Below are 12,383 nucleotides of genomic sequence, written 5' to 3' on the forward strand. Positions count from 1 at the left end.
CCCATGTGTCGATGAGCGGCAATATGCTAGTTGCATTGGCCCGTGTGTTCGAAAGAGAAACGCCATGCGGATGCTCTAGCCTGAAATTGATCGCCGCGGCAGGTCCGTTTGAGATTCCATGGTGGTCGAAAGAGACGACGGCATCGCTTCAAAAACCGTTGAAATTCCCTCCGCGAAATCCGACCTGTTGGAGCGGGGCGTGTTGGCTGGAGCTGAGTCGAGGGCGCGCGTGAGCGTGAGCCTGGTTCGACCAGTCGTGGAACGTGTGTAGCGCATCGACTCCAATTCATTATGTGCAACGCCAGTGGTCCGACTAGTCGTAGTGGGGCCTGAGTGGCGTGAGAGTGGTTGTGGGCAAGTAGTTTCGATCTCGTTGGAATTGCCTTGCTCCTGCACCCATAGCGCCGGATAAAACAAAAATCAACCGCTTTCGATTGCTAGTGGACTTGCTTTTTACCTGATAGCGTCGGATTACCAAGTGGTGTCTACGGCGACATGTGTTGTCGAAATTTGGAGGCGGTATTCATGGCTGGTCGCGAAGACGTAGAAGAGATTCAGAAGTGGCTGAATAGTGTGTTCGGCGATCGTTCGGAGTGGGTCGCTCTCGACGAGGACGGAATCGCTGGTTGGGGCACGATCCGCGGTCTGACCTGAGTTGCACAACTTTAGTTACCCACCGCCGAAGACCGAATTTACGATTTTTCCAGCGCCTTGAGCATGTTCTCGACGGCCTTGGGCACTTCGGGTGTGAACGTGATGTCTTGGCCACTCACGCGGCCGGTGAACTCTCGCAACGGCCGTAGACTCGTGATGATCTTCTTCAACGATGCCCCAGTCGCCTCTTGCATGAACCTCGATACGGCTAAGGAGGTGAACACGAGCGTCAAGTGCGCCTCGATCGCGTCCCTTTTCCGGTGAAAAATCGGCCTGGCTCTCAAGTCGGTCTTCGACATCCGGAAAGACTGCTCGACATGCCACAAGTCGTGATAACTGCCGATCACCTCAGCAGCCGACATAGTCCCGGCTGGAATGTTCGTGACATAGCCTTTGAACCCTGTCAGCTTCATCGCCCGCTCGTAAGCTTTCTCGTCGAAGGATTTCTCCTCCTCGGTGACCTTCACAAACCGGGCCTTCTTCGCCGGCTTATCCCCATCGATGATCGCCAACGCCCGGTTACGCTGCAGGTTCAACGTCTGCTCATCACGCATCGCTCGTTTGCGGCGGTATTGCCACACCACTCGCCACGCATCCGGATGCTCTTCTGCTGACCAGACGGGTTCGCGTCTCTTCTTCACCCGGTCTGGGTCGAGTCGCTTCACTCCCTTCGGGGTGATCGTGTCGATGATCTGCCCATCGGTGGTGTACTCACCATTCCACCGAAAATGGGTAGCCAGATCGTGTGGGGCTTTCGTCTGCCTGGACCCGACGATGAACCGCAAACCGGCATCATCGAGTTCCTTGAGGTTCTTGGCTGAGAGCATCCCGGCATCGGCGGCGACGACCATGTCAGTGACGTGATGCCGTTCTTGGAAGGCTTTGATCACGGGAATGATCGTGTGAGTCTCGGCCTTCGATCCTTCGAAGCACCCGATCTCGAGTGGGAACCCAGTCCGGTCGACGAGGAGCCCGACGACGATCTGCGGGTCGACACGGCGTTCTTTCGAGTACCCGACCTGACGCAGAGCATCTTCCTTCTCAGCCTCAAAATATAAGGTCGTGACGTCATAGAGCAGCAGGCTGATGCCGGTAGTGGCGACACTGTGAGCGAAGCATTTCTCAGCGATCTTCGCCCGGTAGTCGCGTTCGTTGGCCCGCACTAGGCAGTTGAGGAACGTGTTGCGGTGAACAACCTCGACACCGAGCTCGTCGAGGACTCTGACACTGTCAGACTTCGACGTCGGCTCAACCAACCTGGCAGCAACGAGCTGGAAGAACGCTTCATCGTCAATAACGTCGAACCCGAGCCTTTCGTACACGCTGCGGATCGTGTCGATAAGAAGCCCGGACCTGCTGGACTTCACGACTGCCGATGACACCCGCGGTTTGTCCGCGGTATCGAAGTCGAGTGTGGCCTGTCCGGGGTCCCGCAGTTTAGCTTTGCCAGCTTCGACGAGAGCGGCGAGGTCCTCGGGCGTGTGGGCGGACCCGAGGTGCTCGACGATGCGGTACTTCCCGCCGGTCTTATCGGCGATCTGTACTGCCGTGGCGCCCGACGCGGTGGGTACCTTGCGCACGAATGGGCTCATTCCCCCATGATACGGCGAGAATTAGTTACCCAAACCTGAGACCAGCAGCCGCCTGACCAGGGTCGATATGTTCGGGAACCCTGAAAACCTCATCCACTTGTGCAAGTCAGGTGTTCGGCGATCGTTCGGAGTGGGTCGCTCTCGACGAGGACGGAATCGCTGGTTGGGGCACGATCCGCGGTCTGATTCGGGGATTGCAACTTGAGCTTGGTTTTACGGGTGGCGATGTCGATGGAGTGTTCGGCGATGACCTAAAGGCAAAGGTCCCTGTTCTCACACCGCCGACGAGTGTTGAGCAGACGCTCATCTCCATTGCTCAGTCCGCGTTCCGAGTGAAGGGATACAATGCGCCAAGCGTTGGATCAGGTGAGTTCGGACATTTCACAGACCAGACGGTCGAAGCCTTGCAGCAGATGTGCGACGACTCGAACTACTATTCCAATCGTGCCAGCAACGGCAACCTGACGATCAATGACGAGATTTGGAAAGGACTGTGCAGCCAGGACGCCTACGTGCTCCTGCCTGGTGGTGATGAGAAACTGCGGACGATCCAGCGCAGTCTGAACGCGACCGAGTTCCAGCCGGGCATCGGACTGAACCCGGCTGACGGGATCGTCACCCCGCAAATGGCACGCGCACTCATCAAGGCAGTGCAAATCATTGTGGGTGTAGATCCGGACGGCTACTGGGGTGATTCCACACAGGCACAGATTCCATCGACGATGACCTCCCCAGGGGACGCATCGAAATGGACGAAGGTTCTCGCCTACGCCCTTTACGTGAACGGGTACACCAGTGTGAACGTCAGTTCGCCAACGTGGGAAAACGTGGCGAGCTACATGTTCAGGTTCGCGGCGACGATGCGACTTGACGTCCCACAGGAAGGAACGGTTGACCGCTACGGCATCACTGCCTTGTTTATCAGCCACGGCGACCAGTCGAGGGGCTGGAACAATGTCCGTCATGAGCCCGGAGTACCTGCGATCGGTATCGATACCGCCACACGACTGACCGGGCTGACGAAGACTTTCGTCACCTCGGGAACTGGTCTAAACAATCTCCACGTCGGCTTCGTCGGCCGTTACATGCAAAACGCTCTAGACCCCGTGCTGGATAAGGAAATGACGCTCGAGGAAATCGAGGAGCTTGGGCAACTGAAGACAACCGACGAATACGGCGAGGTTTTCTTTGGCATTGCACCAATCTGGCAGACATCGGCGAACGGGCCTGACTACTTCATTCCAGGCCGGGGTACCAGTGACGCTGAAGCAGCTGATACACGAGCCGCCGCATTGGGCATTCCGACTAACGTGACGATCTACTTCGCAGTCGACTTCGATGCGTTCGGTGACACCATCGACAATCTCATTGTGCCTTACTTCGAAGAGCTCAACGCGAATCTTAGCGCCCGCCCAATCGGCGTGTATGGTCCTCGAGCTGTGTGTAACGCTATTGAGGCAAAGTCTTTGGCAACAGCGAGTTACGTAGCCAATCTCTCATATGGATGGACAGGCAATTTGGGACAACCAATGCCGACGAACTGGGCGATTGACCAGTTCGCGGAGTTCGAGGCCAACTTCTACGACGATGATGGCAACCTTGCTGGCAAGTATGGGGTCGACCAATTGGTGAACAACCCAGAGAACGGTCAGTTGTGGTACCCCGGAGGATGATGCCTATCGGTTCTCATAGTAGAAGGAAAGGTCCGCGAACGCTGGTTCCTTCTTCGCTCCTGAGTTGCACAACTTTAGTTACCCACCGCCGAAGACCGAATTTACGATTTTTCCAGCGCCTTGAGCATGTTCTCGACGGCCTTGGGCACTTCGGGTGTGAACGTGATGTCTTGGCCACTCACGCGGCCGGTGAACTCTCGCAACGGCCGTAGACTCGTGATGATCTTCTTCAACGATGCCCCAGTCGCCTCTTGCATGAACCTCGATACGGCTAAGGAGGTGAACACGAGCGTCAAGTGCGCCTCGATCGCGTCCCTTTTCCGGTGAAAAATCGGCCTGGCTCTCAAGTCGGTCTTCGACATCCGGAAAGACTGCTCGACATGCCACAAGTCGTGATAACTGCCGATCACCTCAGCAGCCGACATAGTCCCGGCTGGAATGTTCGTGACATAGCCTTTGAACCCTGTCAGCTTCATCGCCCGCTCGTAAGCTTCTCGTCGAAGGATTTCTCCTCCTCGGTGACCTTCACAAACCGGCCTTCTTCGCCGGCTTATCCCCATCGATGATCGCCAACGCCCGGTTACGCTGCAGGTTCACCGTCTGCTCATCACGCATCGCTCGTTTGCGGCGGTATTGCCACACCACTCGCCACGCTCCGGATGCTCTTCTGCTGACCAGACGGGTTCGCGTCTCTTCTTCACCCGGTCTGGGTCGAGTCGCTTCACTCCCTTCGGGTGATCGTGTCGATGATCTGCCCATCGGTGGTGTACTCACCATTCCACCGAAAATGGGTAGCCAGATCGTGTGGGGCTTTCGTCTGCCTGGACCCGACGATGAACCGCAAACCGGCATCATCGAGTTCCTTGAGGTTCTTGGCTGAGAGCATCCCGGCATCGGCGGCGACGACCATGTCAGTGACGTGATGCCGTTCTTGGAAGGCTTTGATCACGGAATGATCGTGTGAGTCTCGGCCTTCGATCCTTCGAAGCACCCGATCTCGAGTGGGAACCCAGTCCGGTCGACGAGGAGCCCGACGACGATCTGCGGGTCGACACGGCGTTCTTCTTCGAGTACCCGACCTGACGCAGAGCATCTTCCTTCTCAGCCTCAAAATATAAGGTCGTGACGTCATAGAGCAGCAGGCTGATGCCGGTAGTGGCGACACTGTGAGCGAAGCATTTCTCAGCGATCTTCGCCCGTAGTCGCGTTCGTTGGCCCCGCACTATCACTAGGCAGTTGAGGAACGTGTTGCGGTGAACAACCTCGACACCGAGCTCGTCGAGGACTCTGACACTGTCAGACTTCGACGTCGGCTCAACCAACCTGGCAGCAACGAGCTGGAAGAACGCTTCATCGTCAATAACGTCGAACCCGAGCCTTTCGTACACGCTGCGGATCGTGTCGATAAGAAGCCCGGACCTGCTGGACTTCACGACTGCCGATGACACCCGCGGTTTGTCCGCGGTATCGAAGTCGAGTGTGGCCTGTCCGGGGTCCCGCAGTTTAGCTTTGCCAGCTTCGACGAGAGCGGCGAGGTCCTCGGGCGTGTGGGCGGACCCGAGGTGCTCGACGATGCGGTACTTCCCGCCGGTCTTATCGGCGATCTGTACTGCCGTGGCGCCCGACGCGGTGGGTACCTTGCGCACGAATGGGCTCATTCCCCCATGATACGGCGAGAATTAGTTACCCAAACCTGAGACCAGCAGCCGCCTGACCAGGGTCGATATGTTCGGGAACCCTGAAAACCTCATCCACTTGTGCAAGTCAGGACCAGTTCGCGGAGTTCGAGGCCAACTTCTACGACGATGATGGCAACCTTGCTGGCAAGTATGGGGTCGACCAATTGGTGAACAACCCAGAGAACGGTCAGTTGTGGTACCCCGGAGGATGATGCCTATCGGTTCTCATAGTAGAAGGAAAGGTCCGCGAACGCTGGTTCCTTCTTCGCTGTTGAAGCAGCGTCATCTGAATGAGCAGGACGCTTCGCGTACGGAGTGTTAAGGCCCACTAGGTCCTGACCGAGGACGTCAACGGTCACCATCAAGGAGTTCTTTGCGTAGATGTCGGTGTGAGATCGAATCTCCCAAATTGCGGAAGCATCGCTTTCTTCATCTGCGGGACGCTCTCCGATGAAACGGGTGGAGGTAGCCAACGGATCTGCGCAGGTCCGGCTACCTCCATCTTCTGTCCAACTGGCAGGTTGAGCTACGAATTCCGTCAGGGCTTCATCACGGATGGGGTCGGGCGTGTAGGCAGTTTGGCTTCGGCCTTTAACAACGACCAAAATCAATCGGTGAGGATCGAGGGCATGGTTGTAGTTCCCCTGGCGTTCGTTGTACGAAACGTCGTCCATGTTTGGTGAGCCGTCGAAGACCGGGAGCAGCGAAACGTTGATCTCACCATGACGAGTCTGCAGTGGAGTGGACAACGTCCTGTTGATCTCAGGGCAAGCGTCCTCAGCAGACTCGCGGCTGCTTGGAGTCGGCTCACTGTAGGAGCGGCTTTCGGGTGGCTCTTGCTCGGGCTGCGGATCGCTCCCATGGGCCGAGCAGCCTGTCAGAATTAGACCTGAAATGACGGCGGATGCGAGACTGAAATTGCGAAGAAACGACATAGAGCTTTCTAGGGTACTCTCACTGTATGCGGCTTGCGAGCCGACGAATTGAGTAGGGCATCTGGGATTCCTCAGTGAAAGCGGCTGTCCCGCAATCCAACGAAACCGTTCTTCGGTTTTCGGAGAGCGTTTCTATCACTGCATGTGCATTGAGGTCGTAGGACTCGATAGCTGACTTGATGCGAGAATGCAGTCACGATCGATTTTGGGACCGTAGTTATTCTCGTGATCTGGCTTGTACTTGCAGTAGAGCTTGCTCATATCTTTGATTCTTCATGAGATGGTTCATTGCAGTCCATTCTGGTCGTTGGCTCGGACTCCAGTCTGACTGTTTATCCGCTAAAACTTGGGAACAGTCGGTCGCTACGACCCAATAGGGATACCGCCCTCGGGAATTGCGCACAGCGCGAGAGCCCCATGACTTTCGTGGGTTATTACCCTGATTTGCTCACCAGCGTGGCAGTGCTTTGACAGGCACGGCTCTGACTGAGCCCTTCGAGGCGGAAGTCAGGTGGCCCGTAATGCATTGCCGCTCGGCTCACGGTGTCGAATCTTTGCCAAGTTGTATTCTTCGCAGCAGCATTCCATCTGGGCGATCCTGCACCGAAGAGTTCGCTTCTACTGGTGGTGGTTCGGCATGCTCTGGGCCGACTCTATCGGCATCGTCGCCTGGTTCATCCTGGCGTTGATCCGAGACTGAGTAACGGCGATAAGCGATCCATCGATACCGGCGCCGCTGTGTCTCTCCACTTGACGCGACGACCGCACTGAAAAAGATCTTCTCGGATAGTCTTGAGGACGGCACCTGCCAATGCGAAAACCCAACCGAGGAGAATCATGACCAAGTGGGAATACGTCACCGTTCCGCTCATCGTCCACGCGACGAAGCAGATCCTCGATCAGTGGGGCGAAGACGGCTACGAACTCGTTCAGGTCGTCCCGGGCCCGGACAACAACGGACTCGTCGCCTACCTCAAGCGCCCGAAGGAATAATCGAAATCCCGGCGCCGAGGAGGCCACCAGCCATCCCTGAACCGCCGTCATCGTTCTGACCCCAACGTCGAAAGAGCAACCATGTCGAAAACCCTTGACCGCCTCGCCGAACTCGGACTCGAACTGCCCGAGATCGCCGCTCCCGCCGGTGCCTACGTCCCCGCCCTGCGCACCGGGTACTACGTCTACACCTCCGGGCAGCTGCCCGTCGTCGACGGCAAACTGCCGGCCACCGGCCACATCGGCTCCGACGTCGATCTCGACACCGGCTACCAGCTGGCCCGCACCGCCGGCCTCAACGCCCTGGCCGCGATCGCAGGCGTCATCGGCGACCTGGATCAGATCGTGCGCGTCGTCAAGGTCACCGGCTTCGTCAACTCTGCCGATGGCTTCACCCAGCAGCCGGCCGTGATCAACGGCGTCTCCGAACTCTACGGCGAGATCTTCGGCGACCGCGGTCAGCACGCCCGCAGCGCCGTCGGCGTGAACACCCTGCCCCTGGGCACCCCAGTCGAGGTCGAAGTCGTCGTCGAGGTCGCAGGCGATGCCGCTTAGCGGACGCACCCTTCCCGTTTCGTCGGAGCTGCGCTGGCTGCTCGACCAGTGGCAGTCCGACGGACGGTGGCCCGTCCCTGAGGCCCCACGCCCCACCTCGGCGATCGTGCTGATCAGGGACGCTGTCGACGGTCTTGAAGTCTTCATCACCCGACAGCTCGACGCCCGCGGCGTCGAGGACCGCAACCGGTGGGCATTTCCCACCACCAGCCTGCGCCCGGGCGATGTGCGCAAACTGCCGCTGGCCGGGTGGAACTCCGCCCGCTGTGCTCGGGCACTGAGCATCGAGAACAAATCCCGCGCCCTCCACCACTTCTCCGCGGCTGCACGTATCGCCTTCGCCGCCACCGGCGTTCTGCTCGCCGAAGACGTCGACCGTGAGCTCGTCGCCGCCCCGCAGACAGACTGGCGTGGCACCCGATCCCGGCTGTTCACCAACGAAGTCTCCTGGTCGCAGATCCTGCGTGACCGTGACCTGCGCCTGCGCCCCGACCTGTGCAAACCGTGGCTGCGCTGGATCAATACCCCCACCCAGCTCCACCGCTTCGACACCACCTTCTTCATCGCGACTGTGCCCTTCGGCCAGGAAGTCGACTTCCTGTCACCGAACGAGACCTCCGGCGGGTGGAAACGCCCCGGTCAGATCCTCGCCGAGGCCGGAGGCGACCCCAACAGCATCGGTGCCAGCGCCCGACTCATCGTCGAAAGCCTCGCCGAGGTCGCCACCGTCGGAGCAGCCATGGCACAGGTGCGCAACGTCCATCCGCTGCGCCCCGAGGTCATCAGCGTCGACGGCGACTGGAAGGTCGTCATCCAAGCCGGCAAGGACCCGCACGGCAAGGGTTCGCTGCGCGACCGAGCCATTGCCGTCGGTGAGAACGACAACGACCAGAACCCCGGCTTCCTGACGTTCAGCGGCGATGACGACGAAGACGACCGAACAGACGAGGAGAGTGAGGACTCATGAGAATCCGCGCGAACAATCCCGGCCCGATGACTCTGACCGGAACCAACACGTACGTGCTCACCAGCCAGGACGACACCTCGGCGGTCGTCATCGATCCCGGCCCGGAGACGGCCGATCATCGTGAGGCCTTCCTCGCCGAGGTGGCCGACCGGGATCTGCGTGCGATCGTGCTCACCCACCAGCACGCCGACCACTCGGAGATGCTCGGCAGCATCGACCAGTGGGCACCCGACGTGCCCGTCTATGCCGTGCTCGAACGCTTCGCCCGGCACACCGAACCGGTGGCCGACGGGGACGAGATCGCGTTCGGCGACACCCCGGCCGATGTCCTGCGCGTCGTGGCCACCCCCGGCCACACGAGCGACAGCATCAGCCTCATCCACGCCGGAGCCCTCTACAGCGGCGACACGATCCTGGGGGAGGGGACGACGATCATCACCCACCCCGAAGGGTCGCTGCGCGACTACCTCGACTCCCTCGACCGCCTCAGGACGCTGTTCGACGAGGGCGAGTTCGCGATCATCGAACCTGCCCACGGCCCGCGGATCGATGACCCCGCCGAGGTGATCGACTACTACCGCTCCCACCGCCTGGAACGTATCGAGCAGGTCAAGGCCGCCCTGACGCAGGGGGCGACGACCGCCGCCGAGGTGTGCGACATCGTCTATCACGACGTCGCTGCGAGCGTGCGACCGGCCGCCGGGCAGATCGTCAAGGCCCAGCTGGCCTACCTCGACGCCCTTCCCGCCGCCGACGACGCCTGAGAGACCGTCGACACCGGGGAGACCTTCGCCTGAGCGGCGGCCAGGACTCCGCCGCAACTCGGACCCCGGACACGACGAACGCCCCAGCCGATCGGCTGGGGCGTTCTTCACGCGTGCGGCGTCGGGGCCGCGGGAGGATCAGCGGGCGCGGTTGCGCATCCGGTCCATGTCGAGGATGACGACCGATCGGGCCTCGAGGCGGATGAAGCCGCGCGCGGCGAAGTCGGCCAGAGCCTTGTTCACGGTCTCACGGGAGGCGCCGACGAGCTGCGCGAGCTCCTCCTGGGTGAGATCGTGGGCGACGAGGACACCGTCCGGGGCCGGCTTCGAGAACCGTGCGGCCAGGTCGAGCAGCGCCTTGGCGACACGTCCGGGCACATCGGAGAACACGAGGTCGCCGACGGTCTCATTCGTCCGACGCAGACGCTGCGCGAGGGCCTTGAGCAGGTTCATGGCAGCCTGCGGGCGCTCATTGAGCCAGGTGGTGAGGTCCTCGTGCTTGAGGCTGAGCAGCTCGGACTGGGACACAGCGGTGACGGAGGTCGAACGTGGGCCCGGATCGAAGAGGCTGAGCTCACCGATGATCTCGCCGGGACCGACCACGGACAGCAGGTTCTCGCGACCGTCGGAGGACTCCCGGCCGATCTTGAGCTTGCCGCTGGAGACGATGTAGAGCTCATCGCCGGCATCGCCTTCATGGAAGAGCACGGTTCCCCGACGGAGACTCCGCGGGTTCATGAACTTCATCAATGCACTGGTGGCTTCATCGTCCAGACCTGCGAAGAGCGTCGCGCCCCGCACCACTTCAATATCCACTGGTTCCTCCTTGTCGTGATAATCACACATAAATCTACCTGGTCAACAGCATCGATACCAGCAAAGACGCGGGAGTGTGGCCCATGAGTATGAAAACCCGACCTGCCCGCGACCCTCACCTCACCGTCGAACCGACGACACAGCCCGCGCCACTCTACTCCTCCAAGCACCTGACCGCCTGATGTGAGCGGCCTCACTGCGGATTATGGGGGCACGGATTAAGATGGTGAGTCGTGTTGACGGTGGCAGAGAAGAGCGCGCGGAAGTTCGCGAAGGAGACCCCGCTGGGGCGGACGCGACGGGCCAGGAAGATCCATCGCATCCTTGCCGAGGTGTATCCGAATGCGAAATGCGAACTCGACTTCGACACTCCCTTCCAGCTGCTCATCGCCACCGTCCTGTCCGCACAGACCACCGACATCCGCGTCAACGCCGTCACCCCGGGCCTCTTCGCCGCCTTCCCCGATGCCCATTCCCTGGCCGTGGCCAACCTCATCGAGGTCGAGGAGCTCATCCGCTCCACCGGTTTCTATCGCGCGAAGGCCCGCAACATCGTCAAGCTCGCGAACGAACTCGTCGACGACTACGACGGAGTCGTCCCGGACCGGATGGACAAGCTCGTCAAGCTCGCCGGGGTCGGGAGGAAGACCGCGAACGTCGTCCTCGGCAACGCCTTCGACACCCCTGGCCTGACCGTCGACACCCACATGGGCCGGCTGGCCCGCCGGTTCGGATGGACGGAGGAGACCGACCCGGTCAAGGCCGAATACGACATCGCCGCCCTGTTCCCGAAGAAGGACCTCACCCTGCTCTCGCATCGGGTGATCTTCCACGGCCGCCGCATCTGCCACTCCCGCAGGCCCGCCTGCGGAGCCTGCCCGCTGACGGATCTCTGCCCGTCCTTCGGGATCGGGGAACTCGACCCGGACAAGGCCCGCGCCATGCTGAGGTTCGAAATGGCTCCCTTGGCCACCGTCGCCGAGGCGGACGATCCCGAGGCCGAGAAGTGAGCACCGGAATCCCCGACCTGCCGCCCGAGTCAGCGACGATCTCGGACGGAGCGCTGAGGGGCCAGCTCGAGGAGCTCGCAACCTCACACGGTTCGCCGCTGTGGCTGCGACGGCAGAAGGACTCGGCCGAGGAGCAGGCGAGAGATGCGGCGGTGCTCATGCTCTTCGGGCGTGGGGGAGCGCCGCGAACCGATGCCGGACGGGCCGAGGCCAGTCGCCTGTCGGAACTCGGCGTCGCCGATGTCGACATCGTGCTCCTCCAGCGTGCGGCGACCCTGCGGCACCATCCCGGCCAAGTCGCCTTCCCCGGCGGCGGACGCGACCCTGAGGACGCATCGATGTCCGCTGCGGCGCTGCGTGAGGCCGAGGAGGAGGCCGGAATCCACCCGGACACCGTGGAGGTCCTCGGGGAGATGGATCCGCTCTATATCCCGGTCTCGAAGTTCGAGGTCACCCCGGTGATCGGCTACTGGAGTCAACCCGGCACGGTGCAGGTGATGGACCACCGCGAGTCCTATTCCGTCTACCGTGTGGCCGTCGCCGACCTCGTCGCCCCGGCCAACCGCGGCACCTTCGCCCGCCCGGATCTGGGGATCTCGACCCCGGCCTTCGACGTCGGTGTGCTCAAGGTGTGGGGCTTCACCGCCGGCATCCTCGACTTCGCCCTCGACCACCTCGGCTGGGCGGGGGACTGGGACAAGAAGGCTCCCATCGTCATCGACTTCTGAATTCGGCCACTGCGGAT

The 12,383-nt window shown here is 60.8% G+C and carries 12 protein-coding genes and 1 pseudogene; 9 read left to right on the forward strand and 4 right to left on the reverse strand.

Going from position 1 to position 12,383, the window contains the following annotated elements; translation table 11 throughout:
• The first annotated feature begins 525 nt into the window (after positions 1–525).
• Positions 526–654: a hypothetical protein gene (locus GUY23_RS18760; RefSeq protein WP_266096810.1), complete on the forward strand. Its 129-nt coding sequence runs from the start codon at positions 526–528 to the stop codon at positions 652–654.
• A gap of 38 nt (positions 655–692) precedes the next feature.
• Here GUY23_RS18760 and GUY23_RS05000 read toward each other — a convergent pair whose 3' ends face one another.
• On the reverse strand, positions 693–2,246 hold the full coding sequence (locus tag GUY23_RS05000) for an IS1634 family transposase (protein ID WP_166969664.1): 1,554 nt from the start codon (positions 2,244–2,246) through the stop codon (positions 693–695).
• Positions 2,247–2,356: 110 nt separating this feature from the next.
• Between GUY23_RS05000 and GUY23_RS05005 the strand changes: the two genes are divergently transcribed.
• Positions 2,357–3,919, forward strand: a complete 1,563-nt coding sequence (locus GUY23_RS05005) for a glycoside hydrolase domain-containing protein (RefSeq protein WP_166970281.1) — start codon at positions 2,357–2,359, stop codon at positions 3,917–3,919.
• 101 nt (positions 3,920–4,020) lie between these two features.
• On the opposite strand, the pseudogene GUY23_RS05010 reads toward GUY23_RS05005, so the two are convergent.
• Positions 4,021–5,577: pseudogene (locus GUY23_RS05010) on the reverse strand (IS1634 family transposase).
• A 236-nt stretch (positions 5,578–5,813) separates the two neighbouring features.
• Positions 5,814–6,533 carry a hypothetical protein gene (locus tag GUY23_RS05015; protein ID WP_166970283.1) on the reverse strand — a complete coding sequence of 240 codons (720 nt, stop codon included), beginning with the start codon at positions 6,531–6,533 and terminating at the stop codon, positions 5,814–5,816.
• Positions 6,534–7,044: 511 nt separating this feature from the next.
• Here GUY23_RS05015 and GUY23_RS05020 point away from each other — a divergent pair.
• From GUY23_RS05020 to GUY23_RS05040, 5 genes are all read left to right on the forward strand, one after another.
• Entirely contained in the window at positions 7,045–7,233 is a 189-nt protein-coding gene (locus GUY23_RS05020; RefSeq protein WP_166970285.1) for a hypothetical protein, read from the forward strand.
• Positions 7,234–7,370: 137 nt separating this feature from the next.
• Complete coding sequence (locus GUY23_RS05025) at positions 7,371–7,526, forward strand: hypothetical protein (RefSeq protein ID WP_009883339.1); 156 nt, start codon at positions 7,371–7,373, stop codon at positions 7,524–7,526.
• 81 nt (positions 7,527–7,607) lie between these two features.
• A complete protein-coding gene (locus GUY23_RS05030; RefSeq protein ID WP_166970287.1) occupies positions 7,608–8,081 on the forward strand; it encodes a RidA family protein in 474 nt (157 codons plus the stop codon).
• Entirely contained in the window at positions 8,071–9,048 is a 978-nt protein-coding gene (locus tag GUY23_RS05035; RefSeq protein ID WP_166970289.1) for an NUDIX hydrolase, read from the forward strand. Before GUY23_RS05030 ends, GUY23_RS05035 begins: the two co-directional genes overlap by 11 nt.
• Positions 9,045–9,812: an MBL fold metallo-hydrolase gene (locus GUY23_RS05040; RefSeq protein ID WP_166970291.1), complete on the forward strand. Its 768-nt coding sequence runs from the start codon at positions 9,045–9,047 to the stop codon at positions 9,810–9,812. The genes GUY23_RS05035 and GUY23_RS05040 overlap by 4 nt, the downstream gene beginning before the upstream one ends.
• 138 nt (positions 9,813–9,950) lie before the next feature.
• On the opposite strand, the gene GUY23_RS05045 is transcribed toward GUY23_RS05040, so the two are convergent.
• Positions 9,951–10,628, reverse strand: a complete 678-nt coding sequence (locus tag GUY23_RS05045; RefSeq protein ID WP_101545702.1) for a Crp/Fnr family transcriptional regulator — start codon at positions 10,626–10,628, stop codon at positions 9,951–9,953.
• Between the two features lie 233 nt (positions 10,629–10,861).
• Here GUY23_RS05045 and nth point away from each other — a divergent pair, with 233 nt between their 5' ends.
• Together nth and GUY23_RS05055 are read left to right on the forward strand one after the other, a co-directional pair.
• Entirely contained in the window at positions 10,862–11,638 is a 777-nt protein-coding gene (gene nth / locus GUY23_RS05050; protein ID WP_166970292.1) for an endonuclease III, read from the forward strand.
• Positions 11,635–12,366: an NUDIX hydrolase gene (locus GUY23_RS05055; protein WP_166970294.1), complete on the forward strand. Its 732-nt coding sequence runs from the start codon at positions 11,635–11,637 to the stop codon at positions 12,364–12,366. The genes nth and GUY23_RS05055 overlap by 4 nt, the downstream gene beginning before the upstream one ends.
• The last annotated feature ends 17 nt before the right edge of the window (positions 12,367–12,383 follow it).

This window comes from Brevibacterium atlanticum, from assembly GCF_011617245.1.
GTDB classification, from domain to species: Bacteria; Actinomycetota; Actinomycetes; order Actinomycetales; family Brevibacteriaceae; genus Brevibacterium; species Brevibacterium atlanticum.

Coding starts and splice junctions, on each gene's coding strand:
- GUY23_RS05030 (WP_166970287.1), top strand. CDS start 7,608: ATGTCGAAAACCCTTGACCGCCTCGCCGAACTCGGACTCGAACTGCCC.
- GUY23_RS18760 (WP_266096810.1), top strand. CDS start 526: ATGGCTGGTCGCGAAGACGTAGAAGAGATTCAGAAGTGGCTGAATAGT.
- GUY23_RS05025 (WP_009883339.1), top strand. CDS start 7,371: ATGACCAAGTGGGAATACGTCACCGTTCCGCTCATCGTCCACGCGACG.
- GUY23_RS05015 (WP_166970283.1), bottom strand. CDS start 6,533: ATGTCGTTTCTTCGCAATTTCAGTCTCGCATCCGCCGTCATTTCAGGT.
- GUY23_RS05040 (WP_166970291.1), top strand. CDS start 9,045: ATGAGAATCCGCGCGAACAATCCCGGCCCGATGACTCTGACCGGAACC.
- GUY23_RS05000 (WP_166969664.1), bottom strand. CDS start 2,246: ATGAGCCCATTCGTGCGCAAGGTACCCACCGCGTCGGGCGCCACGGCA.
- GUY23_RS05035 (WP_166970289.1), top strand. CDS start 8,071: ATGCCGCTTAGCGGACGCACCCTTCCCGTTTCGTCGGAGCTGCGCTGG.